Origin of the sequence: Actinomadura napierensis (genome assembly GCF_039529375.1) — a bacterium.
GTDB lineage: Bacteria > Actinomycetota > Actinomycetes > Streptosporangiales > Streptosporangiaceae > Spirillospora > Spirillospora napierensis.
The window spans coordinates 70,280-93,770 of the sequence record NZ_BAAAMR010000002.1; the positions used below are offsets into that span (position 1 = coordinate 70,280).

At 69.8% G+C, this 23,491-nt stretch carries 25 protein-coding genes; 11 read left to right on the forward strand and 14 right to left on the reverse strand.

What is annotated here, in order from left to right:
• The first annotated feature begins 9 nt into the window (after positions 1-9).
• Positions 10-822: an inositol monophosphatase family protein gene (locus ABD296_RS01815; protein ID WP_344260618.1), complete on the forward strand. Its 813-nt coding sequence runs from the start codon at positions 10-12 to the stop codon at positions 820-822.
• A 146-nt stretch (positions 823-968) separates the two neighbouring features.
• On the opposite strand, the gene ABD296_RS01820 is transcribed toward ABD296_RS01815, so the two are convergent.
• The 8 genes from ABD296_RS01820 to ABD296_RS01855 all read right to left on the reverse strand — a co-directional run bounded on the left by ABD296_RS01820 (position 969) and on the right by ABD296_RS01855 (position 8,564).
• On the reverse strand, positions 969-3,632 hold the full coding sequence (locus ABD296_RS01820; protein WP_344260620.1) for a DNA methyltransferase: 2,664 nt from the start codon (positions 3,630-3,632) through the stop codon (positions 969-971).
• Between the two features lie 40 nt (positions 3,633-3,672).
• Positions 3,673-3,873 (reverse strand): hypothetical protein, encoded by a 201-nt coding sequence (locus ABD296_RS01825; RefSeq protein ID WP_344260622.1) that lies wholly within the window; start codon positions 3,871-3,873, stop codon positions 3,673-3,675.
• Between the two features lie 1,032 nt (positions 3,874-4,905).
• Positions 4,906-5,250 carry a hypothetical protein gene (locus ABD296_RS01830; RefSeq protein WP_344260624.1) on the reverse strand — a complete coding sequence of 115 codons (345 nt, stop codon included), beginning with the start codon at positions 5,248-5,250 and terminating at the stop codon, positions 4,906-4,908.
• Between the two features lie 287 nt (positions 5,251-5,537).
• Positions 5,538-5,705, reverse strand: a complete 168-nt coding sequence (locus ABD296_RS01835; protein WP_344260627.1) for a site-specific integrase — start codon at positions 5,703-5,705, stop codon at positions 5,538-5,540.
• Between the two features lie 475 nt (positions 5,706-6,180).
• Positions 6,181-6,762, reverse strand: coding sequence for a DUF6461 domain-containing protein (locus ABD296_RS01840; protein ID WP_344260629.1), 582 nt, complete (start codon positions 6,760-6,762; stop codon positions 6,181-6,183).
• Between the two features lie 152 nt (positions 6,763-6,914).
• The gene (locus ABD296_RS01845; RefSeq protein WP_344260631.1) at positions 6,915-7,310 is read right to left on the reverse strand and encodes a hypothetical protein; all 396 of its coding nucleotides are present in this window, start codon (positions 7,308-7,310) and stop codon (positions 6,915-6,917) included.
• A gap of 97 nt (positions 7,311-7,407) precedes the next feature.
• A complete protein-coding gene (locus tag ABD296_RS01850; RefSeq protein WP_344260633.1) occupies positions 7,408-7,770 on the reverse strand; it encodes a YciI family protein in 363 nt (120 codons plus the stop codon).
• A complete protein-coding gene (locus tag ABD296_RS01855; protein ID WP_344260635.1) occupies positions 7,767-8,564 on the reverse strand; it encodes an SAM-dependent methyltransferase in 798 nt (265 codons plus the stop codon). Before ABD296_RS01855 ends, ABD296_RS01850 begins: the two co-directional genes overlap by 4 nt.
• A 114-nt stretch (positions 8,565-8,678) precedes the next feature.
• Between ABD296_RS01855 and ABD296_RS01860 the strand changes: the two genes are divergently transcribed.
• Genes ABD296_RS01860 through ABD296_RS01870 form a run of 3 tightly spaced genes read left to right on the forward strand, consistent with a single transcriptional unit; the run spans position 8,679 to position 10,984 of the window.
• The gene (locus ABD296_RS01860; RefSeq protein ID WP_344260638.1) at positions 8,679-9,596 is read left to right on the forward strand and encodes an LLM class flavin-dependent oxidoreductase; all 918 of its coding nucleotides are present in this window, start codon (positions 8,679-8,681) and stop codon (positions 9,594-9,596) included.
• The gene (locus ABD296_RS01865) at positions 9,593-10,390 is read left to right on the forward strand and encodes an SAM-dependent methyltransferase (RefSeq protein ID WP_344260640.1); all 798 of its coding nucleotides are present in this window, start codon (positions 9,593-9,595) and stop codon (positions 10,388-10,390) included. The genes ABD296_RS01860 and ABD296_RS01865 overlap by 4 nt, the downstream gene beginning before the upstream one ends.
• A 51-nt stretch (positions 10,391-10,441) precedes the next feature.
• On the forward strand, positions 10,442-10,984 hold the full coding sequence (locus tag ABD296_RS01870) for a carboxymuconolactone decarboxylase family protein (RefSeq protein ID WP_344260642.1): 543 nt from the start codon (positions 10,442-10,444) through the stop codon (positions 10,982-10,984).
• 28 nt (positions 10,985-11,012) lie between these two features.
• Here the strand turns inward: ABD296_RS01870 and ABD296_RS01875 are convergent, their stop codons facing one another.
• Together ABD296_RS01875 and ABD296_RS01880 are read right to left on the reverse strand one after the other, a co-directional pair.
• A complete protein-coding gene (locus ABD296_RS01875; RefSeq protein WP_344260644.1) occupies positions 11,013-11,672 on the reverse strand; it encodes a response regulator transcription factor in 660 nt (219 codons plus the stop codon).
• The gene (locus ABD296_RS01880; protein ID WP_344260646.1) at positions 11,660-12,940 is read right to left on the reverse strand and encodes a sensor histidine kinase; all 1,281 of its coding nucleotides are present in this window, start codon (positions 12,938-12,940) and stop codon (positions 11,660-11,662) included. The genes ABD296_RS01875 and ABD296_RS01880 overlap by 13 nt, the downstream gene beginning before the upstream one ends.
• Positions 12,941-13,117: 177 nt before the next feature.
• Between ABD296_RS01880 and ABD296_RS01885 the strand changes: the two genes are divergently transcribed.
• From ABD296_RS01885 to ABD296_RS01910, 6 genes are all read left to right on the forward strand, one after another.
• Positions 13,118-13,333: a hypothetical protein gene (locus ABD296_RS01885; protein ID WP_344260648.1), complete on the forward strand. Its 216-nt coding sequence runs from the start codon at positions 13,118-13,120 to the stop codon at positions 13,331-13,333.
• Between the two features lie 53 nt (positions 13,334-13,386).
• The gene (locus ABD296_RS01890) at positions 13,387-13,974 is read left to right on the forward strand and encodes a TetR/AcrR family transcriptional regulator (protein WP_344260650.1); all 588 of its coding nucleotides are present in this window, start codon (positions 13,387-13,389) and stop codon (positions 13,972-13,974) included.
• Positions 13,975-14,082: 108 nt separating this feature from the next.
• Complete coding sequence (locus tag ABD296_RS01895) at positions 14,083-15,018, forward strand: DUF5996 family protein (protein ID WP_344260652.1); 936 nt, start codon at positions 14,083-14,085, stop codon at positions 15,016-15,018.
• 37 nt (positions 15,019-15,055) lie between these two features.
• Positions 15,056-15,508: a VOC family protein gene (locus tag ABD296_RS01900; protein ID WP_344260654.1), complete on the forward strand. Its 453-nt coding sequence runs from the start codon at positions 15,056-15,058 to the stop codon at positions 15,506-15,508.
• 112 nt (positions 15,509-15,620) lie between these two features.
• On the forward strand, positions 15,621-16,004 hold the full coding sequence (locus tag ABD296_RS01905; RefSeq protein ID WP_344260656.1) for an SgcJ/EcaC family oxidoreductase: 384 nt from the start codon (positions 15,621-15,623) through the stop codon (positions 16,002-16,004).
• A 24-nt stretch (positions 16,005-16,028) separates the two neighbouring features.
• Positions 16,029-17,003 (forward strand): sigma-70 family RNA polymerase sigma factor, encoded by a 975-nt coding sequence (locus tag ABD296_RS01910; protein WP_344260658.1) that lies wholly within the window; start codon positions 16,029-16,031, stop codon positions 17,001-17,003.
• On the opposite strand, the gene ABD296_RS01915 is transcribed toward ABD296_RS01910, so the two are convergent.
• From ABD296_RS01915 to ABD296_RS01925, 3 genes are all read right to left on the reverse strand, one after another.
• Positions 16,993-18,135 carry a hypothetical protein gene (locus tag ABD296_RS01915; protein ID WP_344260660.1) on the reverse strand — a complete coding sequence of 381 codons (1,143 nt, stop codon included), beginning with the start codon at positions 18,133-18,135 and terminating at the stop codon, positions 16,993-16,995. The genes ABD296_RS01910 and ABD296_RS01915 overlap by 11 nt on opposite strands.
• Before the next feature lie 71 nt (positions 18,136-18,206).
• Positions 18,207-19,763 (reverse strand): N-acyl-D-amino-acid deacylase family protein, encoded by a 1,557-nt coding sequence (locus ABD296_RS01920; protein WP_344260662.1) that lies wholly within the window; start codon positions 19,761-19,763, stop codon positions 18,207-18,209.
• 60 nt (positions 19,764-19,823) lie between these two features.
• The gene (locus ABD296_RS01925; protein WP_344260664.1) at positions 19,824-20,831 is read right to left on the reverse strand and encodes an adenylate/guanylate cyclase domain-containing protein; all 1,008 of its coding nucleotides are present in this window, start codon (positions 20,829-20,831) and stop codon (positions 19,824-19,826) included.
• Positions 20,832-20,922: 91 nt separating this feature from the next.
• On the opposite strand from ABD296_RS01925, the gene ABD296_RS01930 reads away from it, so the two are divergent.
• Entirely contained in the window at positions 20,923-21,687 is a 765-nt protein-coding gene (locus ABD296_RS01930; protein ID WP_344260666.1) for a MerR family transcriptional regulator, read from the forward strand.
• A 35-nt stretch (positions 21,688-21,722) separates the two neighbouring features.
• Here the strand turns inward: ABD296_RS01930 and ABD296_RS01935 are convergent, their stop codons facing one another.
• Positions 21,723-23,471 carry an RNA polymerase sigma factor gene (locus tag ABD296_RS01935; protein ID WP_344260668.1) on the reverse strand — a complete coding sequence of 583 codons (1,749 nt, stop codon included), beginning with the start codon at positions 23,469-23,471 and terminating at the stop codon, positions 21,723-21,725.
• Positions 23,472-23,491: the final 20 nt, after the last annotated feature.

The following is a 23,491-nucleotide window of genomic DNA, read 5'->3' on the forward strand; positions in this document are numbered from 1 at the left end:
GCAGTCCGCATGACCGACGCACCGGCGTCGCTGCTTCCCGTCGCCCTCAAAGCCGCGGAGATAGCCAGTGATCTCGTGCGAACCCGCGTCCCCGGCCTGCTCACCGCCAAGGGCGACCGCGACATGGCCAGCGAAGTCGACTACGCCGTGGAAAGTGCCGTCCGCGACTACCTCAAAGAGCGAACCCCCAACATCGCCATCCTCGGCGAAGAAGAAGGCATCACCGGCGACACCACCGGCGATCTCCTCTGGGCCATCGACCCGGTAGACGGCACCGCCAACTTCGTCCGCAGCATCCCCCTGTGCGGCTTCTCCCTCGGCCTCATCGAACGAGGCCGCCCCGTCGTCGGCGTCATCGACCTGCCATTCCTGGGCACCCGCTACCACGCCGCCCAAAACACCGGCGCCTACGTCGGAGACCGCCGCATCCAAGCCAGCATGACCACCGACCTCAAAGACGCCATCGTCGCCATCGGCGACTACGCCGTAGGCAAGGACGCCGAGACCAAGAACCGCATCCGCATCGCCCTCACCGAACGCCTAGCCGCCAACGTCCAACGCGTCCGCATGCTCGGCTCAGCCGCCATCGACCTCGCATGGGTCGCCGAAGGCAAGCTAGACGCCAGCATCACCCTGTCCAACAAACCCTGGGACACCGCCGCCGGCGTCATCATCGCCCGCGAAGCCGGAGCCCACGTCACCGACCAAGACGGCACCGACCACACCTTCAACTCAGCCGCCACCATCGCCACAGTCCCAGCACTAGCCGTAGACATCTCCGCCTTGCTCAGCCCCACTACCCGTCACATGCCCAAGACCTGAAGCGACGTCGGAAGCCGCCACCCCAATGAGGTGAGAACTTTCGTCACGTCTTCAAGGGCGCCCGCCAACGGCCGACGGCGGGCTCGGCGGGCATGCAGTCTCTTCGGGTCGGTCCCGCCGGGGCGCTAGTCCTAAGACAATCGGAATCAAACCAAGAGTCTCGAACCAAGCTCCCGGTTGAGGTCCCCTAGTCGTTGCAACAGAGCCAAACGATCTTGCGCTTCTCGACTCGGCCATCCGTAGCAGGCAGCAACAGCAGAATTCAATTGCTCATGTGCGATCTGAAGATCGGAGTACGCGCCATCATCCAGACGGTTATAGAGTTCCGTCAATCCCACCTGGTCGCGGCGCGATAGATCTTGCCTCAGAGCGATCAATGCACGCGCTGTACGTGCCACCTCTTCTCTCTTCCGAGGCGCCGGGGAGGGCCAGGGAAAAGTCTCAAAGGCTGTAGAAGGCGTGAACAGAAGGCGAGTCTCCAAGGTGGAGGATTCATTCCATGCCCACGCGTCAAACGCGTTAGAACACAGGATGCCCATCGAATAATCATCATCGAGAGCGAAAACGCCGACTTTGTTGCTTGGGCACCAGTCTGCAGCTGCCCAGGAAAAGAAAAGTCGCTTCCCTGTAAGCGTAGATACGATGTATCGTTCCTTTGACTGCAAGGCGCGTCTCATTTCAGGGCGAGGCCAGGCAAATTGCCACCACAGACGGGCGAAATGACGCTCCTTGCCTTCTCTTTCTGGACGCACCTTCTCTCTGACGATTTTCATTGCCTTGGGAAACTTCATTGCTACCTCAAGCGGCATGACCCCGAAGTCAATGATCCACCGCCCAGGTTCCGCGCCGACGACATCTACTAGGTCGTCGCTAGTTAGGTAACGTCGTACGACTTTTCCTTCCCCGGCGGCAATCAGCTCCTCAGCAAGCGCGTCCGTAAGAAGAAAGCCGTCCCCCGTGGGCTGGCACCCAATGTATGCTTTGCCTTTATTGGCAGGGAGCTTCAGCGGTTCTGGAAGCGTGGGACCTTCCTTTAGCTTAGAGTTGATCCCCTCGACAGAAACGCCGTCTAGAAAAAAGATATCAATCGGAGTGGGCGGCTTCTTGATCCAATTGGTGATCGAAACATGGACCTTTGCCTCCCCCGGCCACTTCTGCGATGAAACAGCATCCGTGATAGTGCCGCCGTGGTCGACGATGTATCGAAGTGAAGCTAGGCGGTGCTTGCTCTCCCGAAGCGTGTTCGTTGAGACCAGACCAGCCCGCTGTCCTTCCTTAAGATGATCGTGGGCTCGGCGGAACCAGTACGCGCTGTAATCCACAACGCCAACGCTCGGAAAACGAGACTTCAGCCTTTCCAGGTAAGAACTGCCCAACTCGCGACGGATTCTCCTGTCGCCGATAAATGGCGGGTTACCGATGACACATTCCACTTCGGGCCATCTTGAGAATACGGCATCGCCGACTGTGATGCCTGCGAGGTCGACCAGCGGTAGGGGAGCTTCTGCCTCGCCATACTTATCAATCATCTGCCGATGTCCCATCCAGAGGGTCACTCGGGCGATCAACACGGCAGCTGGTTGGATATCAATACCATAGAAGTTGCTCAACGGCACGAATGGCAACTTCTCGTTCGGTGTGGGTAGACCAGTACTCGCAGACAGATCCGCGATCTTCTGCTTCGTGGCAGCCTCCAGCCTACGCAACTCCCTGTAAGCCACGTAGAGGAAATTTCCACATCCACACGCAGGATCGAGGACTCTGAAGTTGCAGAGTTCCTTAAGTACTTGGAGACCCTCGTTAGGGGTAGTGGCATTGTCGATGCGTTCTTGCCACGGCCTGATTATCGTCGGATCGACGATCTTCATGATGTCAGCTTCGTGGGTGTAATGCGCACCGAGGCTTCCGGCGATGATCTGTTCCATCAACGACCCGAAGATCGTCGGCTCTACCTTGCTCCAATCATAGGCAGTAGCCTCGGCGAGTACTCGAAGTTCCTCCGCATTGAGCCCGACCCAGGCAGGTTCAGCGAAGAGTTGCCCGTTAACGTAGCGCGTGCCGGCTAGCAGGCCCTTGCGATGCTGGTTTCCTTTTTGGTTCAGGACCTTGAAAAGAAAACCGAGACTCTGCGCAGAGACATCAGGGTTTCTTTGAAGTTGCTGAACAGTCTTTTGGAACGGCGCGCCTGTTAGCAGTCCCAATTCCTCAGCGAACATCGTCCAGACGGACTGCATTGTAAAGCGAATGATTTCGTCTGCTGGTGCCGCATTGCGATCGATCAAAGACCTGTAGAGGTCGCCCATGATATTAGCGGCCTGGGCGGTCAAATCCTTGTGCAGTTCGGCGAAGTTGGGCCTCTGATCCTCCCCTGCAAGGAAGAGTAAGGCTTCATAGCGCGACGAAAGATCTTCGATCCTAAAAGATGTGCGAGGATTCTTGGGAAATCTTCCAGGCTCCCAGATCTCGAACTCTTTAAAATTGCAAAGTACAACCCACCGTGCAGCCGGAATATCCAACTCTTCGTCGGCGGATTCCTCCCAATACCTCTTGACTTGCTCTCGAGCGGAAGTCACGCTGAGGTGAGGGGCCTTCATTTCCACTATACACACGCCAGGCCAGTGCATATCCATAAAGCCAGCGGATGCTTTGAAAGCCTCGAACTTTGCCCCGACTTCAATACGGTCAGATCCATAGGACTCAAAAAGTTGATTCAGAAACGTCTGCGCTTCGGCCTTTTCGGTGCCTACATACGAAGCCCACTTCTTGCTGAATTGAGCAAGAGCTTTCTGAATCTCCTCGCCACTGCGCACGCGACCGATCCTAGGGCATCTATCGGCTTTACGAAAGCTCCTACATGAGTCGCAACTCGTCGCCAGCAAAGAAGGCATCCTTCTGCAAACTCTTCAGAACCCTCTCCAGATCCTCGATCGCCACGGACAACGCTAGTTGAACGTTGTGCTCCTCAGCACTGGTTCCAAGGCGCTTCCTCGCCTTCTTTGCTCGCTCTAGCGCATGTTCGACGTTCGTCATCACCGCGGCCACCTCAGACATGGCCTGCTCATGCGTTGCCTGCGCCCCTGTACGGGGATCATGCCCCCCTGCACCCATCCCTACCTGCCAATATCAGTAGCTGCCTGGTCGCTCAGCCTAGCCGCCATCACCTCGCGGAGCACACGAGGCACCAGATCCCAACCGTAGCGTTGCGCCTTACACCTGGTCCCACTCTCAGGTGAGAAGCGCTCCAACATGGCTGGTTGGACGAGCGCGAAGCGGGGGCCTCGCAGCCCCCAGCTCCTCACGGGCCGGAGGGCATGCCCGCGCGAATCTGTCTGTCACCCCGACTCGCCGTTCGCGCGGGTGCACCGCGTCGGGCGGGCGTGCGTGCCAACGGTGGTGCTAACAGCAGGCTTGGATGATCTTGGACGGGTGTAGACGTGCGGGAGAGCGCGAGGTTAGTCAGGGGACTAGCGGGGACTGCCCTGGACGGTCCTGATCTCGCTTATAAACAGATGCTCATCGCTGCCGAATTGGGCTGTTTTGGATCAAGGAGCGGCGGCGCTCGCGCCGTTGGCGCGGCCCGCCGTCCGCGCGGCCGGGGCGTGCGGCGTGGGCGCCGGTCCCCGGCCACGCGCGCCCGGCCGCGCATCGGTGCGCGGCCGGGCCTGCCCGCCGGCTAACCGTCTGCCCGGGGTCGCACCGCCGCCCGATGTCATAGGCGCCCGTTACCGTGCGCGCAGGCGCGGCCGGTTCCGGAGCATCCAGCTCTGTAGAGAATGACGGTCCCCCCGGTCTGCACGAGGGCGGCACTCGTGCCCAATCTGCGTCCGGGCATAGCTGGGAGTCAGAGGGAGGCTCGGCAGAACCGGCCGCGCCCATGGCCGAGGACATCGCACCCGTCACGGTCGGTCCGGAGGATCGGTTGCGCGTGCGCTACTGGGGAACCCCGTGGTTCCCCAGACCCCTCCTGGACCCGGAGGGCACTCCCGCGCGAGAGGGTCTGTCACGGGATGCGCGCCGTTCGCGCGGGAGCACCCTCCGGACCGGTCCGTCCGTCCGTTGCGGTCCCCGTCGGAGCGAACCCGATCAATGGATCGTCTCGCCGGTTTGCGGATCGTGGGTCACCAAGCTGTGCTCCCGAGCGAGCGTCACCATCTCCTGTAGGGCATCCGCTTCGGTACTGAACGAGAGAGACAGCGACACGAAGTAGGCGACGAGGTCCTCGCGGCCCCACGGCTGCCGCCAATCCAAGTCGGGCGCCCACGGGGAGATCTGATCCGCGAGGTCCGGCCAGCGGTTCAGCAGCTCCGAGCGGAAGCGCTCGACCTCCGGGCCCGGGGCCACACCGTCAACATCCTCATCAGCCAGCCGATCACAGATCTCGTCAGGCTCGCCGACCGCGGACTTCCAGAAGTACAGATCGTAGGACACGGGCACATCGTCGCAGGCGACGCGGACAAAAGGCTTGAGCTTGCACGGCGCGAGCAGCAGTGGAGCGAGATCAGGTTTTGGGAGCCACGGTGGGAGCCACGGGGACGGATGATCTTGGATCGGAGTGAACTAGTTCGGACGCGGTGCAGGTCATCGGCCCAGCGTGCGGACGGATTCGGACGGCGGTAGTGATCGTTTGGGAATCTACGGATCAGAAGGTTAGGGGTTCGAATCCCTTCGGGTGCGCCCAGCTCAGAGGCCCCTCGCGATCATCGCGAGGGGCCTCTTCACACTTGCTTGGCGAAGATCGAGGCGGCCCCTTCTGGCTGTTGCTTGATCACGCGCGCGTAGACCCGCAGCGTGAGGGACGGGTCAAGGCGGGCCGCCGCGACGTGGACAGGGACGCCGGCTAGGAGCGGCATCGTCGCGTGCATGTTCCGGAGGTCGTGAGACATGCGTAAGGCAGGAGGCGGTCCGTCCTTCGGCTCGTTGTACGCCTTGATCAGCGTTGTAGTAGAGACGTAGCCGCGTCCGGGTGGATCGGCTCGCCCCATCCGGTGGCGAACACGAGTCGTCCGTGACTTTGCCAGCGCCCTTCACACCTCGCCGACTCTGAGCTTGTCGGTCGCCTGGCGCTTGCGGTGTGTCTTGAGAACGTCGACCGTGCCGGAGGCGATGGCGTTTCGAGGTCGATACCTCGCCACTCCAGGTTGAGCAGCTCGCCATGGTGAGCGCCGGTGTACATGACCAGGTGGTAGAAGGCGGAGAGTCGATGCTGTTGGGCGACCTAAGGAAGGCACGTAACTGGGCGGCCGTCCTGACCTTGCCGGGTTCCGGGGGGGGCGCATCCGTGGTCGCTTCGTCCGCTCGACCGGGTTCAACGAAAGCACCCCGTCGACGAGGACGGCACTCCCGGAAGCCCTCGGAGGTCTAGCGGCGGTTCGCCTTTGCATGGAGTTGGGGGCGGGCGAACCAGTCAGGGTCGAGTCGCTGGCCGGTCAACGACTCCAGGGTGGCCATCGCCGTTTCCCAGTCCGGGCCCGGGTCGGAACGATCGTGGAGGCTGTGCAGCGCATCGAGGTGGTCGGTCAATGCCTCCGGGTCGGTGCCCCACCGGTCCAGCGGGCGCAGCATGTCCAGTTCGGTGACCACCACGCCATCGACGATGTGGTAGAGCCTGTTGAAGTTGTTGATCGCCCAGAACACTGAATGAACGGTGGCGCTCTGGCCGAGCCGCCGTAACGTCTCCTCCTCGGCGGTGACGGTGCCGAACCCCACGATGATGACCGCGTCGCCGCGCTGCTCAAGGAAGACCGTGTCGACTAGGTGGTCGTATTCGAGGTCAGAAATACAATCGGCGGGCCGGGCCGTCGTCATGGTGTTCGGTTCACCGTGCAACCGGCGCACCACTTCCTCCACTGTCAACCGCGCCTCGTGAGGACGTACCACCGTCCAGGACAGGTTTTCCTCGATCGAAAAATACTCCGAAAGGTCGCTCAACTGCTCGAACATTCGCACATAGTGCTCGACCTGCTCCGCTGTCGGACCCGCCATGATGCCCTCCAATGCAGTCGACGGCGCCTGACCGTACCGCTGAGGGTGACTGGCGGCACAGCAGCGCCGATCATGGGCCCGCCGAGACGTTGTCGAGGGCGTGCGGGGTGTTATTCGGCGGGGGGTCGGCCGGTTGCGTTGAGGGAGGTCGCCCAGCGTTGGATGCGGCCCAGGTAGCGTGAAGCGCGTCTGATGCCGGGGACGCCGATGACCAGGGCCAGGGCTCCGGAGGCGAGCATGTACGGTGCCTGTTCCGCTCGGTCGTGTCTCTCTCGCACGAGGTCGTCGTAACCATGGGGACCGTAGCCGGAGAAGCACGTGTACGGGCCGTCTTCGGGCATCACCTTGCCGCCGCACTTGATCGGCCGGTGAGCATCGTAGAGACCCTTGGCACCGACGAACATCACGATCAGACCGAACCCGATCAGCGCGCAGAAGAGCATCCACAGCAGCAATGCCGCGATCGCCCGCGGGCGGCCGCCGGGGGGTGCGGGCGGGCGAGACATGATCTCCCTTGGCTGCCAAGGTCAATTGTCGGGATGCTACCGCCATAGGGGTGATCCTGTGGCGTGGGTTCGCCGTCGGCAGGGTTGCCCTTTCGGGTCAGGGCAGGTGGTCGGGTGGGGTGCCCTGGAACTCTCGGACTTCGATGGGGAGGGTGGTGGCTCGGGCCAGTTTGCGGGCCCATTCGAGGGCGGAGTCCAGGTCGGGGGCTTTGATGATGGACAGGCCGCCGACGTGTTCCTTGCCCTCGGTGTACGGGCCGTCCGTGATGAGGACGTCGTCGGCTTGCGGGTGCGCGACGGCGGCGGCGTGGGGCAGGTGCAGTCCGCCTGCGAAGACCCATGCTTCGGCGTCGCGGAGCTCCTGGTTGAAGGCCGCGACGTCCCGCATGATCGGTTCCAGGACCTCGGGGGCGGGCGGGCCGCCGTCGGGTTGCTGGATGCTGAGCAGGTAGTGCTTCACCGGTCCTCCACGGGTTTGCGGCCTACGCCGCCGGTGCAGGCGACGTTGTGGTTCGCCGAGCGGGAGTCGGGGCGCCATTGCGTCACCGGGACGACTCCGGGTTCTACCAGTTCGAGGCCGTCGAGGTAGTGGGCGATCTGCTCGGGGCTGCGGGGGGTGTATGGGACGGCGCCGCTGCCGGCATTGAAGGCCTCGATGGCGCGGACGTAGTCGGGGTCGTCGTCGGTGCCGTCGTAGACAGCGAGGTAGCTGCCCGGTGCCAGGGGGGCGACGAGCCGGGACGTGATGGAGCGGGCCTGCTCGTAGTCGGCCACCAGGCCGAGGATGCCCATGAGCATGAGCGCGACGGGGCGGTCGAAGTCCAGTGTCCGGGCGGCGTCGGCCAGGATCGGTTCCGGGTCGCGCACGTCCGCCTCGATGTAGTCGGTGGCGCCTTCGGGACTGCTGTTCAGCAGCGCCTTGGCCTGGACGAGGACGAGGGGGTCGTTGTCGACGTAGACAATGCGGGCCTCCGGTGCGGCCCGCTGGGCGACCTCGTGGGTGTTGTCCATGGTGGGCAGGCCGGTGCCGATGTCCAGGAACTGGCGTATCCCGGCCTCCGCCGCGAGGTAGCGCACCACGCGCGTCAGCATGTACCGGGATTGGCGGGCCGTTTCGACCATCCCGGGGAAGGTGCGGAAGACGTTCTCGCCCGCCGCGCGGTCGACCGGGTAGTTGTCCTTGCCGCCCAGCAGGAAGTTCCAGATCCGCGCCGAGTGGGGCACGGTGGTGTCGATCTCGGGCTGTGGGTCCATGCCGGCTCCTGGGTCTCAAGGCTTCTCTCCGGATGTCCTTCCCCGAAGAGCACAAGAACGCCGCTGCGGCTCCGACCAGTATCCGATGGAGTCCAGCGATCTCGGGGAAGTGCGATGAACCTGCCGCGTATCGGAGTCACCCTTCAGCATTTCGGCCCGCACGCCGGGCCGGACGCCGTCGTCACCGTGGCGCGGGCTGCCGACCGGCTCGGATTCCACGCGGTGTCGGTCTCCGACCGGCTGCTGATCCCCGCCGGTCCGCACTGGACGAACGACGCCGGGCTGCCCGAGTCGCCGCCGTGGGACGTACTGGAGGTACTGACGTGGGCGGCGGCGCACACCGAGCGGGTCCGGGTGATGACGAGCATCCTGAACACGATCTTCGAGTCGCCGGTCGTCCTGGCCCGCCGGCTGGCCACGCTGGACCGGTTGTCGCGGGGCCGGCTGGACGTCGGCATCGGGCAGGGCGGCGGCACCCGGCTGCCCCCGTACTACATTCCCGAGGAGTTCGTCGCGGCCGGGGTGCCCGCCGGGCGGCGCGGTGCCGGGTTCGCCGAGCACGTCGCCGCGATGCGCGCCTGTTGGGAGCCCGATCCCGTCCAGTTCGTGGGCGAGCACTACCGCGTCCCGCTCTCCAAGATCGGGCCCAAGCCGTGGGGCGGGCGCATCCCGCTGTTCTTCGGTGCGACCACCCGTCCGACGATCGAGCGGGCCGCCCGGATCGGGGACGGGTTCGTCACGGTCGCCGTCGACTGGGACGACACGGCCGCGCAGGTCCGCTGGTACCGGGAGGCCGGCGGCACCGGCACCGTCGTGGTGAGCGCCTTCCCTGTACCGCCCGGGGCCGAGATCTCGACCGCTGGGTTCGTGGACGGCACGCTGCGCAACCTCGACAGGGCCGCGGCCGTGGGCGCCGACGAGATGCACGTCGTGACGAACCTGCTGGACGTCCATCCGCAGCGGCAGGTGGAGCTGCTGGAGGCGCTGGCGGCCGCTACCCTCGGCAACGTCGGCGAGCGGAGGAGAACATGAGCTCTGACGGCGCCGGGTTCGCGACGGACCGGCCGGTGTCGGCGCGGGTCTGGGACTACTGGCTCGGCGGCAAGGACCACTACGAGGTGGACCGGGAGGCGGGCGAGCGCGTCGCCCGGCAGGTCCCCGGCGTGGTCGCGGCGGCCCGGACGGACCGGCTGTTCCTCGGACGGTGCGTCCGCCACCTGGTGGACGAGGGCGTGCGGCAGTTCCTGGACATCGGCACCGGGCTGCCCACCGTGGACAACACCCATGAGATCGCGCAGCGGGCGGCGCCGGAGTCACGGGTGGTCTACGTCGACAACGATCCGCTGGTGCTCGCGCACGCGCGGGCGCTCCTCACCAGTTCGCCGGAGGGCGCCACCAGCTACATCGACGCGGACGCGCGGGATCCGGAGCGGATCCTGGAGGAGGCGGCGGCGACGCTGGACTTCGGCGAGCCCGTCGCGCTGCTGATGCTGGCCCTGCTGCATCTGATCGTCGACGACGACGAGGCGCGGAGCATCGTGCGGCGGCTGACCGGGGCGCTGGCGCCGGGGAGTTTCGTGGCGCTGTCCCACGCCTGCCTGGACGTCGAGGCGACGCACGATGCGGTGGACGCGTGGAACGGCAGCGGCACCCCGCACCCCATCAGGGCCCGGACCGCCCGGGAGATCGCGGGGCTGTTCGAGGGGCTGGAGCTGGTCGAGCCGGGGGTGGTGTCCTGCTCGCGGTGGCGGCCGGAGCCGAACCCGTGGGGCGAGCCTCAGGAGACCATGACGTTTTGTGGAGTGGCGAGAAAACTGTCGCGCTAATGGTGTTCGTTAGAGGATCGAGGGACTTGCATCGGTCTGTGGAGGCGATCCTTGGCGCACATCGAACTGGACGACGGCGTTCCCGGGCTGCCGGCCCTGCTGGCGTTCAGGCCGGAGACGGCCGGACCGCTCAGCGCGCTGGCGGAGGCCCTGCTCCGCGGGCCGAGCCCGCTGGAGCGCGGTGAGCGCGAGCTGATCGCGGCCTATGTCTCGGAGCTGAACGGCTGCGACTTCTGCGCCTCGTCCCACGGGGCGTGCGCCGCCGCGCAGTTGCCCGGCGGGATGTCCCTGGTGCGGCAGGTCCACGCCAACCTGGCGGTGGCGCCGGTGTCCGACAAGCTGAGGGAGCTCCTGGGCATCGCCGCCGCCGTGCAGCGCGGTGGCCGCGAGGTCGCGGACGAGCACATCGCGGCCGCGCGCGCTGCCGGCGCCACCGACGTGGAGATCCACGACACCGTCCTCATCGCCGCCGCGTTCTGCATGTACAACCGGTACGTGGACGGCCTGGGCACCAGCGTCCCGTCCGATCCGGACGCCTACGCGCGCATGGCCGAACGGATCACCGTGCACGGTTACGCCGCCGGACGGGGCTGACCCCGGTGGGCAGCAGCGCGTCCGGGGTTCAGACGCGCTGCTGCGTCTCCTCCAGGTAGCGCAGGACGGCGGTGACGCGGCGGTCCGCGCGGTCGGTGGGCGCCAGGTCGAGCTTGGCGAAGATGTTGCGGATGTGCTTGTGGACGGCGCCTTCGGTAACGAAGAGGCGTTCGGCGATGGCGGTGTTGCCGAGGCCCTCGGCCATGAGGGCGAGGACGTCGCGCTCGCGGGCGGTCAGCCGCTCCAGGGCGCTGTCGGGGCGGCTGCGGGTGAGGAGCTGCGCGACGACGTCCGGGTCGATGGCCGTCCCGCCCTCGGCCACCCGGTGCAAAGCGTCGAGGAACTGCTCGACGCGCCCGACCCGCTCTTTCAGCAGGTAGCCGAGCCCGCCGGTGCCGCCGGCGAGGAGTTCGGTGGCGAACGCCTGCTCGACGTAGGCGGACAGGACGAGGACGGCGAGACCGGGCAGGCGGCGGCGCGCCTCGACGGCGGCCTTGATGCCCTCGTCGGTGTGGGTCGGCGGCATCCGGACGTCCACGATCGCCACGTCGGGCCTGTGCGCGTCGACCGCTTCAAGGAACGCCTCGGGGCCGTCGGCGGTGGCGACCACGTCCAGCGCCTCGGCGCGCAGCAGCAGCGCCACACCCTCGCGCAGCAGCATGTCGTCCTCGGCGATCACAATCCGCATGGCAGCTCCACCTGGAGAGTCGTCGGCCCACCGGGTGGGCTGGTCACGGTGAGGCGGCCGTCGTGAGCCTCGATGCGTCCGCGCATGCCGGCGAGCCCGGAGCCGCCGCGGCCGTCCGCGCCGCCGATCCCGTCGTCCTCCACGCGCAGGAGCAGCCGGTCGGCGTCGCGCCGGACGATCACGGCGGCGCTGCGAGCGCGGCTGTGCTTGGCGACGTTGGTGAGGGCCTCGGCGGTCACGAAGTAGGCGGTGGCCTCGACGGACGCGGCGCACCGGCCGGGGACGTCGACGTCGGCGCGGCAGGGGACGGCGCAGCTCGCGGCGAGCCCGGCGAGGGCGCCGGCGAGGCCGCGGTCGGCGAGGACGGGCGGCAGGATGCTCCGCACGACCGTGCGGAGTTCGGCGAGGGCCTGCTCCGCGGCGTCCTGGGCGCGGTCGACGGCGGCCTCGGCGGCGGACGGGTCGCGGGCGAGGGCGCGGCGGGCCGCGCCGAGCAGGACGGTGACGGCGACGAGCCGGTTCTGCGCCCCGTCGTGCAGGGACCGCTCGATGCGGCGCAGCTCGGTGGCGTGGGCGTCGAGCGCGGCGGCGCGGGTGGCGGAGAGCTGCGCGACCCGCATCGACAGGTCGACGTCTGCGGTGGGCGCGAGGAGCCGGCGCCCCGGCCACGCCTGCATCCGGGCCATCGCGGGGCCGAGGGAGACGAAGCAGGCGAACAGCCCGATGCCGAAGGCCATGACGGCCAGGGCGGTGGCCTCGTCGCGGACCGTCCAGAACACCAGGGTCGGGGTGGCCTCGTCCTTGGGCAGGAGCCGCCACCACAGCGGGTAGGTGAGGTCCTGCGCGGCGTCCAGCGTCAGGGTCGCCCCGGCGGCGCCGAGGAACAGGCCGAGCGTGCCGTGGACGGGCAGCCAGCGCAGCTCGCGGCGGACGCCCGGGTCGGCGAGGGCCGCGCGCACGCCGGCCGGCGCCGGTCCGAGGCCGATGACCTCCGGGCCCCACCGGGACAGCCGCCCGCGCTCCCGTTCGGAGACGGCCCGCACGATGCGCGGGAGGGTGGGCGCGAGGAGCAGGCCGACGCCGACCGCGCACAGGAGCAGGACGAGGCCGATGTAGAGCAGGGCGGCGAACGCGAGCAGGGCGGTGCCGAGGCCGCCGACGAGGTGTTCGAGCGCGTCGAAGACGGCGCGGGCGCGCACCAGCACGATGCCCCGTGCGGGGGTGGCCGTTCCGGGCCGGTTCGCCACCATCCGTACCTCCTTGATCACGAATCTAGGCGTACGGCGCGATCCGTGTCAGCTGGTCGGACGGGAAGTACAGCCTGCTGTACCAAGGACGGCCCCTTGGCGGGATCGTTCGCGGCGCGCGCCGTTCCTAGCGTTGTCGGCGTTGACCGGACCGAGCAGGTCCATGACCGAGCAGGGTCCATGACCGAGGAGCGCGCGATGAACGATCCGTCGAACCTTTCGCAGGCGCCCGGCCGGCACCCGAGCGCCGCGCTGCGGCCGTTGCTGTGGGTGCTGCTGGCGGTCGGCATCGCCGGGAACGTGGTGGTCTCCCGGACGGGCGTCAACGTGATCGCGAACGTGATGCTCGGCCTGCTCGCCGTCGGCAGCGCCGCCGCCCTGATCGTCCAGCATTACAAGACCCGGCGCCGCTGAGCCGGGCCACCCCGTCCCTTACCGTCACGATGCCATCACCTAATGTGACGAATGTGGAGGACGAAGAGCAGATCATCGCGGTGGCGACCCGGCTGTTCGCGGAGCTGGGCTACGACTCGACCGGCATCGAGCTGATCGCGGAAGCGGCGGGCGACGGCGGCCGCGCCTCGGTGGCCGCCGTTGGCGACAAGAACGGGCTGTACCGGCGGGTGATGGACCGCGCGTACCGCGCCGAGCAGGAGATGCTGGACCGCGCGCTGGCCGCGTACACGCCCGACCCGGCGGGCGCGCACCGGGTGATCGACCTGTACCTCGACTTCTACGTCGCGAACCCGGAGATCGTCGCGCTGTGGATGCACCGCTGGATGGGCGACGCCGCCGACGTCGGCGAGCTGGAGGACGACTACGTCGACCCGCAGGACGCGCTGGTCTCGGGGGTCGTCGAGAGCGTGGTGCCGCCGGACGTGGCGGTCGACCTGCTCGTCCGGACGGTGGTGTGGTGCGTGTTCGGGTTCCTGTCGGGCGGCCTGCCGGGGGCGCGCGGGCGGTCGGAGGCGCGCAACCGGGACGAGATCGCGCGTTTCCGCACGTACCTGCACGTCCTCATCGACCGGATGATCGCCCCCGCCCCGGCGGGCTGAGCACGCCGCGCCGACGATTGCCGGGAGGGAGGGGCGGGTAGGAGGGCGTCCGTAGGAGCCGGGCGGTCCCCCAGCGCCCGCGGACGTACGTTCGCGCGAGGGGGACCAGTGGGGGAGCACAGGCACGAGCCGTGGCCGCGGTTGCGGGTCGCGGACTGGACCGACACCCGGGACACCCTGCACATGTGGACCCAGATCGTCGGGAAGATCAGGCTGGCGCACGCGCCGCTGGTCAATCACTGGTGGCAGGTCACGCTGTACGTGAGCCCGCGCGGGCTGACGACCTCGGCGATCCCCTACCGGTCCGGGGCGTTCGACATGGAGTTCGACTTCGTCGGGCATCTGCTGCGCATCCGCAGCAGCAACGGCGAGGAGCGCCGGGTGGCGCTGGAGCCGAAGCCGGTGGCCGACTTCTACGCCGAGACCATGGACCACCTCGTCGGGCTGGGGATCGAGACGACGATCCAGGCGCGGCCCAACGAGGTGGAGCCGTCGATCCCGTTCGCCGACGACCGGCAGCACGCGTCCTACGATCCGCGGGCCGCGCGGCTGTTCTGGCGGCAGCTGCTGGAGGCGAACCGGGTGATCGGCGAGTTCCGGTCGCATTTCGTCGGCAAGGTGAGCCCGGTGCACTTCTTCTGGGGCGCGATGGACCTGGCCTGCACCCGGTTCTCCGGACGCGTCGCGCCGCGGCATCCGGGCGGCGCGCCCAACTGCGGCGACTGGGTGATGGAGGAGGGGTACTCGCGGGAGCTGAGCAGCTGCGGCTTCTGGCCCGGCCTGGAGGAAGGCGCGTTCTACGCCTACGCCTATCCCGAGCCGGACGGGTTCGCCGACTACGCGGTGGCGCCGGACGCGGCGTACTACAGCCGCGAGAACGGCCAGTTCCTGCTGCCGTACGAGGCGGTGGCCACGGCGGACGACCCGGACGCGACCCTATCCGCGTTCCTCCACAGCACCTACGAGGCCGCCGCCGTGCGCGGCGGCTGGGACCGCGACACACTCGAAGACGACCCGCACCGCCTGGCCCGCCACCACGTGTAGCCCGGCCCTAGAGAGCGGCCTGAGAGAGGGGACCGGAATGCCGGACCATGATGGTTTTCCCGCACCGAGCCAAGGGCTCGTGGTCACCCAGTTCCTGACCGTCCGGGACGTGGACGTCTCCAAGGAGTTCTATGTGAACGTCCTCGGGGGCGAGGTGATCCTGGAGGAGAACCCGGCCACCGTCCGGGTGGCGAACAGCTGGATCATCATGAACCCCGGCGGCGGGCCGACACCCGACAAGCCGGACATCGTTCTGAGCCCGCCCTCGCCGGGCGATCCGGTGTCGGCGTTCATGAACGTCCGGGTGGCCGACATCGACGCCTTCTACGCGGACGCCAAGGCCAAGGGTGTCCAGTTCCTCACCGAGCCGCTGGACCGCAAGGCCGAGATCCGCTGTTACATGCGCGATCCGGACGGCTACCTCATCGAGGTGGGGCAGGCGACCGGCCTGCTCAAGGGCATCTTCGCCGATCCCCCGGCATCCCGGTAACACGGCATTTCGAGATTTCTTCGCGGGGAGCGATGAGTCGGCGGGATCCGGGCGGTACATCCATCGACCCGAGGGCGCCCGGACCGGGCGTCCCGACTGGAAGGAATCTTCGATGGATGCCAATGAGACCGATGTGCGCGCCGTGCTCGACCGCCTCTACAAGGCCTGGGCCGACAACGACGCCGAGGCGTTCGCCGACCTGTACGTCGAGGACGCCACCGTGGTGATGCCCGGCGTCTTCCACCAGGGACGGCCGGCGGTGCGCGACTTCATGGCCCAGGCCTTCGCCGGGCCGATGAAGGGGTCCCGCGCCGTCGACGAGCCGGAGAACGTGCGGGTGTACGGCGACACCGCCGTCATCGTCAGCAAGTCCGGCATCATCATGGCCGGAGAGTCCGAGGTGCCGGCCGAACACGAGGTCGTCGCCACCTGGGTGCTGGCCAAGCGGAACGGCGAGTGGCTGATCTCCGCCTACGCCAACGCGCCCGCGCGCTGACACGGCCGCCCGGAGGAGGACCGGTTGATCGACGAGGATTTCGAGGCGCGGGTGGGGCCGCACCGGCGCGAGCTCCTGGTGCACTGCTACCGGATGCTGGGCTCGGTCCACGAGGCCGAGGACCTGGTCCAGGAGACGATGCTGCGCGCGTGGCGGGCCCGGGAGCGCTACGACGCGGGTCTCGCGTCCGTCCGCACCTGGCTCTACAAGATCGCGACGAACGCGTGCCTGTCCGCGCTGCAGGGCCGGGCGCGGCGCCCGCTGCCGTCGGGCCTCGGCGGCCCGAGCGACGACACCGACGCGCCGCTCGCCCCGGCGCTGGACGTCCCGTGGCTCCAGCCGTTCCCGGACGCGCTGCTCGGCGACCCGGCGGCGCTGGCCATCCGGCGCGGCACCCTGCGGCTGGCGCTGATCGCGGCGATGCAGGTGCTGCCGCCGAAGCAGCGGGCGGTGCTCATCCTCCGCGACGTGCTGGAGTTCCCGGCCGCCGAGGTCGCCGCGCTGCTGGAGACGACCCCGGCCGCGGTGAACAGCGCGCTGCAGCGGGCCCGCACCGGGCTGGAGGGCGCGTCCCCGGCCGAGGACGACGTCGCCGAGCCGGGCGACGACGCGGTGGATGCGCTCGTGGACCGCTACATCCACTCGTTCGAGGCCGCCGACGTGGCCGGGCTCGTCGCGCTGCTGACCGAGGACGCGGTGCTGGAGATGCCGCCGGTCCCGCTGTGGTACCTCGGCCGGGACTCCTACGGCCGGTTCATGGATCGGGTCTTCGCGATGAACGGCCCCGACTGGCGGATGGTCCGGACGGCGGCGAACGCGCAGCCCGCCGTCGCCGCCTACAACCGCGGCGACGACGGCGCCTACCTGCTGCACACGCTCCAGGTCTTCACCGTGACGCCGCAGGGCGTCGCGCGCAACGTCGTCTTCCAGGACGCGCGGGTGTTCGCCGCCTTCGACCTGCCTCCGGTCCTGGACGCCGGGGGCGGCGCTAGCGGTTGATGCGGTCGAGGACGGGGAGCGGCACCAGGCCGTACTGGTAGTAGTCGACGGTGTCGGCTCCGGCGGCGCGGGCGGCCCCGGCCTTCTCCGCCAGGTGCTCGGCGGACGCGGTGTCGGGATGCCCTGGGCGGAGCACGGCCCGCAGGACGGTGTCCGGGCCGAGGGCGGCGCGGTAGGCGGCGACGTCCTCGGCTATCCGGTCGGCTTCGCGGGCGTAGCAGAGGACGGCGTAGGACGGGACGACGCGAGCCAGCGAGGCCGGGTCGATGCCGACCTTCCAGGCGTCGTCGGCGGCCGGGGCTCCGGTGGGGCGGCCGTCCGCGTAGCCCTTCATGGCGCCGGTCAGATCGATGAAGGTGAGCCGGGAGCCTTCCGCCGCGACGGCTTCGGCGACCTCGGCGGCCAGGGACGTGACGATCGGCCCGCGCGCGCGGGCGAATGCGGTCAGGTCGTCCGGGATTCTCTCGACGGGCGGGCCGCCGTCCAGCACGGACGCCGCGAGGGCGGACGTCGCGTCCCGGGCCGCGTCGGCGCCGGGAACGCGGCGGCGGCAGTGGTCGCAGAAGCAGAGCCCGAGGGCGAACTCGGCGGCCGGGCCGAGGTCCACGAACGACCGCTCATGGTGGTAGCCGTGGCCGAACGTCCCGAAATGCAGGGATTCGGCGACGACGGAGTCCACGCCCTGGCGGGCGATGGTGCGCCCGAGGGCGACCGCGTAGGCGCGGACGTCCGGGTGGGACGGGCACAGGTCGGCGGGCGCGGCCCGGTCGCCGAAGCAGTTCTCCTGCGCGACGTCCGGGAACGCTAGGCCGAGCGTGGTGTTGTGCAGGAACACGCCCCACCCGTGCAGAGGGACGCCGAGCGCGCGGGTCTCCTCCCGGAGCGCGCGTAGAGGACGCTCCTCCGCGCCGTCGCGGACGGGCGGGACGAGCCGGAGCCCGTCGAAGTGGCCGTCCAGCGGGAAGTGGACGCCGTCGTGCCGCAGGGTGACACGGGACCGGCCGTGGGGCGTCACATCGCGGGCGCGGTGGTAGGCCGCGCCGACCGTGAGGGAGGAGACCCCGTGGGCCAGGACCCGCGCGGCCTCCACACCGCGCAGATCCTCCATCAGGACATAGAGGGAGGAGTCCATCAGCTCTTCTCATCGGCGACGAAGTCGGGCCAGACGAGGATACGGCGCACGCCTGGATACCCGCGCCGGTCTCAGCGTGGGCGTAGCGCCCGGCCCGGCTGCGCCGTCTCGTCGAGGACGCCGCCGCTCAGCACCGGAACGCCGTTGACCAGGACGTGCTCGACGCCGTCCGCCGGCACGCGGGGCCGCTCGTAGGTGGCGCGGTCGGTGACGGTGGCCGGGTCCAGGACGACGAGGTCGGCGGCGCATCCGACCGCGATGCGGCCCCGGTCGGTGAGCCGGAACCGGGCGGCGGCGCGTCCGGCCATGTGGACCGCGGCCTGCTCCCACGTCCAGTCGCCCAGGTCGCGGACGTACCGGCCCGCCAGCCGGGCGAACGCGCCCCAGCCGCGCGGATGCGGGTGCCCGCCCTGGTAGACGGCGTCGGAGCCGGCCATGTGCCCGGGATGGCGCAGCAGCGCCCGCACCGACTCCTCGGTGGCGGCGGGCGGCTGCGCGAACACGCAGCCGGCCTCCAGCCGCGTCGCCACGAGCAGGTCGCAGCAGAAGTCGGCGAGGCCGCGTCCCGCGCGCTCCGCCGCGTCCGGAAGGGTCATCCCCTCCGCCCACCGCAGGTCGTCGGCGGGCACGTGCGACAGCGTGATCCGCCGCCACATCCCCGGCCGGGCGGCGAACCATTCGCGCTCCAGCCGCTCGCGGACGGCCGGGTCCGCCAGCGCGTCCAGCGCCGCGTCCAGGTCGGCGACCGGCAGCCACGACGGCAGCGCGACGAGCGTCAGCGTGCTGGATCCCCGCAGGTAGGGGTAGCTGTCGAAGGTCAGGTCGATGCCTCCGGCGCGCGCGCCGCCGATCAGCCGGGTCAGCACGTCTCCGGGGCCGTGCAGGTGCGAGACGTGAGGGGCGACGTGTCCGGCGCGGGCGATCTGCAGCACCTCCACGAGCGCCGTCGCCGCATCGGCCTCGTATCCGCGCATGTGGGTGACGTAGGGCAGGCCCGCCGCACCCACGGGCTCGCACAGCGCGGCGATCTCGTCCACCCCGGCGTAGCCGCCGGGCACGTACTCCAGCCCCGTGGACAGCCCGGCCGCGCCTTCGCTCAGCCCGCGTTCGACGTGGGCGCGCATCGCCGCCAGCTCGCGCTCGTCCGGCGCGCGCCGCGCCGTTCCCATGACGCCGTACCGGATCGTCCCGTGCGGAAGCAGGTACACGGTGTTGAGCGCCGTACGCCGGTCATAGGTCGCGAGCAACTGCGCCACCGACACGGCGCCGCCCAGCGCGGGATGCGACCCGTTGACCGGTGCGAAGTAGCGGGTGACGTACCGGAGCGTCCGCGCGTCCGCCGGCGCGTAGGAGACACCGTCCTGCCCCAGCACGAGCGTGGTGACGCCCTGCCGCAGCGCCGCGAGCTGCGCCTCCCGGTCGAACACGGCGGCGTCGCCGTGCGCGTGGGCGTCGATGAAGCCCGGCAGGACGTACCGGCCCGTGGCGTCGATCTCCTCGGCCGCGCGCGCGTCCGCCGGGACGCCGACGGCGGCGATCCGGCCGGCGGAGACGGCCACGTCGGCGCGGCGCGCCGGTGCACCGGTGCCGTCCAGCACCGTCCCGCCCCTGACCACCAAGTCGAACAAGGGACCCCATCCGCCGACGTACCGGGCACAGAGCCCGGTGGTCACGAACGCTACGGGCCGTCAGCGCCCGCCGCCAGAGGCCCGGCGGAGCAAACGCGGCCGCACGCGGCCGAGTCCCTGGAGGGGGCGGGGGCGCAGGGCGGAGATGTCGTAGCGGCCGCCGTCGGGGAGGGCGGTGGCCAGCCCGCCGTCGATCAGGACGGTGCCCGGATAGGCGGTCGCGGTGAGGCGGGCGGCGAGGTTCACCGGGGTGCCGAAGACGTCGCCCAGCCGCTGGATGACCTCGCCGTAGGCCAGGCCGACGCGGACCTTCGGGAACTCGGGGTCCTCGTTGAAGCGCTCGGCGATGCGCAGGCCCGTCTCGGCGCCGGCGGCCGGGTCGGTGGTGACGAAGAGGATCTCGTCGCCGAGCGTCTTGACGACGCGGCCCCCGGCGTCCGCGACGATCTCGGTGGCGGCGGACTCGAACCGCTCGACGAACGCGGCGAGCGCGTCGGCGTCGAGGCTCCGGCTGAGCCGGGTGAAGGAGACGACGTCGGCGAAGCCGACCGCGAGGTGGGCGAGGCCGGCCCCGGGGTCGGACAGGGCGGCGGCCGTCACGGCGGCGGCGCGCATCCCGGCGGCGGTGAGCTGGCGGCGCCAGCCGTGCAGCAGCAGCCGCTCGAACGCCGGGCGCAGCTCCTCGGTGGCGGCGAGGGCGGCGGTGACCAGGTCGGCCGTGAGGGGCTCGCCGGACGGCAGCACGCTCAGCCGCTGCAGCCAGACGTCGCCGAGCCAGCTGGCGAGCCGTCCCATGGTCTGCCCGACGGCGCGGACGAGCTGCAGGACGGTCTCCTCGTCGACGAGGTCGTGCCCCAGCACCTCGTTGATCTCACGGAGGGCGGTGACGTCGCCGTCGGTGAAGGCGGCCTCCTCGTCGGGCGGGATGGGGAAGCCGAGGGCCTGCCAGATGCGCCGCGCGTACTCGTCGGGGACGCCGGAGAGGGCCTCGACGTCCTTGCGGGTGTAGCGCAGGGGGCCGCCGAGGAGGGTCTCCTCGATGTCCAGGGGCCCGCCGGGGTCCGTCATGGACTCCCCCTCTATGTCTCATTGATCAATGTCACAATGATGGCGGAGTAAGATCGCTGCGGTCAAGGTGGACGCAACCGGCGGGCGGGGCATGGCCGAGTACCGAATCGACGACCTGGCGCGGGCCGCCGGGAGCACCGTGCGCAACATCCGCGCCTACCAGGACCGGGGGCTGCTGCCGCCGCCGCGCCTGGCCGGCCGGGTCGGCCTGTACGACGACTCCCACCTGGCCCGGCTGCGGCTGATCGGCCAGCTGCTCGGCCGCGGCTACACCTTCGCGGTCATCAAGGACCTGCTGACCGCGTGGGAGACCGGCCGCGACGTCGGCGACGTCCTCGGGCTGGAGAAGGTGCTCACCGACCCGTGGTCGGACGAGATCCCCGGCACCGCGACCTACGACGAGCTCATCGCGATCTTCGGCGGCGGGCTCGACGAGGGCGAGCGCGAGCGGATGCGGCGGCGGACCATCGAGCTCGGCCTGATCGAGCCGGACGGCGGGGTGTACCGGGTGCCGAGCCCCCGGCTGCTGCACGTCGGCGCCGAGCTGGTCGCGGCGGGCATCCCGCTGGACGCGGTGCTCGACATCGCCGAGCGGATCCGCGGTGACGTCGACGTGATCGCCGGGCGGTTCGTCGGCCTTGTCCAGGAGCACGTCTTCAGCCGGCTGGAGGACCGGCCGGAAGGCGAGGAGGTCACCGAGGTCGCCGCCGTGGTGCGCCGGATGCGGCCGCTGGTGAAGATGGTCGTCGACCCGCTGATCGCGCGGGCGATGGAGGTCCGCGTGCAGGCGGCGCTGGGCGAGCACCTGGAGACCGTCCGCGCTCATCTCGAGGGGGAGCGGCCCGCGGCGCGCTGACCCGCGCCCGCGGCCCGCTGACCCGCGTCCGCAGGTCAGAGCAGCGACGCGCCCCACTTGACGGTCACCTGATGGGCCGCGCCCTCGGAGTCGGTGAAGGTGAGGGTGCCCTGGCCGGGCAGCCCGATGAGCGCGGTCCGCAGCGTGATCGTGACCTGCGACGTGCCGCCCTTGGCCACCCCGCCCTGCATCTGCGACAGGATCAGCTCGCCGGTCGAGGCCATCGCCGTCCAGGTCACCGGGCCGTTGCGCGCGGACAGGCTGACCCGCGCGGTCTTGGTCCCGTACATCTCGACCGTCCCGGGGTTCACCACGAGGTCGCCGGGCCCGGCGGGCGGCTTGGGGGCCGGCGGCGCGGACGACGGCGGGACGGTCCCGGACGGCGTCGGCGACGGCCTCTTGTCGTCGGTCTGCGGCCGCATGGACGGCGTCGCCCCGGTCGACCCGGGCGGCATGCCGGGCCCGCCCGCCGGCCCGCCCGGCCGGTGGTCGCCGTGCTCCTTGCCGCCGCCGTCGCGCCCTCCCTCATGCTTGATCGACGGCTGGTTGTGGAACGGCGGCCAGGACAGCGCGCCGCCGCCCCCCGGGCCCATGACCAGTACCGCCACGATCGCCGCGACCAGCGCGCCCGCCATCCCGCCGCCGGTGAACAGCCAGCGGCGGGTGAAGGGCGACGGCACGTCCGGCTGGCTCGGCAGGCCCTCCGGGGTCAGCGGGCCGCCGCGCGCGGCGATGTCCGCGCGGTAGCCGGCGAGTTCCGGGTCCGTCGCGGTGTGCATGACGCGGTGGCGCAGCGCCGCGGGCAGGACGGGGGCGGGCGCCCGGCGCAGCAGCGGCGCCGCGCGGACCCGGCCGCGGCTCTGGCAGTCCGGGCAGCTCTCGATGTGCTCGGCGACGGACGGGTCGGCCGCGGCGTCCGCCGCCATGCCCTCGCCTCCGCGGTGGAGCGTCCGCCACAGCGCGACGGACAGCGGCCCGCGCCGAACGGGCGGGGCGCCGGCCGGCGGCGCCTCTTCGGCGTCCGGCTCGTCCTCGGCGTCCGCATCACCCGAGGCGGGGGGCTGCTTCGGCTCCGGGGCCCGGGCGGCCAGGACCGCGACGGCGGTGGATCGGCTCTCCTGCGCGGACTCCTCTTCTTCGTCCGGCTGATCGGCAGGCTCGGCAGACGCGGCGGACGCAACGCAGGCGAGCGCCGCCCGGACGACCTCGGCGGCGAGCGCGGCCTCCATGATCTCGCCGCCCCGGCGGACCCGCCCGGCGGCGCGGCGGCCGGACAGCCCGAGCGCGGCGCCGAGCCGGGCGGGCCGCAGCTCGTGCCGGAACGCCAGCAGGACGACCTCCTGGTCGTCCGGGTCGAGGGCGGCGAGTGCGGCGCGCAGCAGGTCGTGGAGTTCGGCGGAGGGCGGCCAGCCGGAGGTGACGGCGGCGTGCTCCGGGGACGGGGCACGCTCCACGAACGGGGTGTCGGAGAACTCGGCGTCCCGGTCCCAGTGCAGTTCCTTGAGCCGGCCGCGGCGGACGCAGCGGCGGCGGGCGGCGCCGTACAGCCAGGAACTCAGGTGCAGATGGTCGCGCATCCGGGGGGCGCGGCGGCAGGCGTCGATGAAGGTGTCGTGGACGATGCCGGCGGCGATCTTCTCGTCCCCGGTCGTCGACAGCGCGTAGTCGTAAAGGCGCTCGCCGTATTCGTCATAGAGCGTGGCCAGGGCGGCTTCGTCGCCTTCGTTCAGACCCTGGACCAGTTTCCGGTCCGCCGTGTCTTCGGAGGGGGACAACCTGGGCATTCACGCTCCCGGGACCGGCA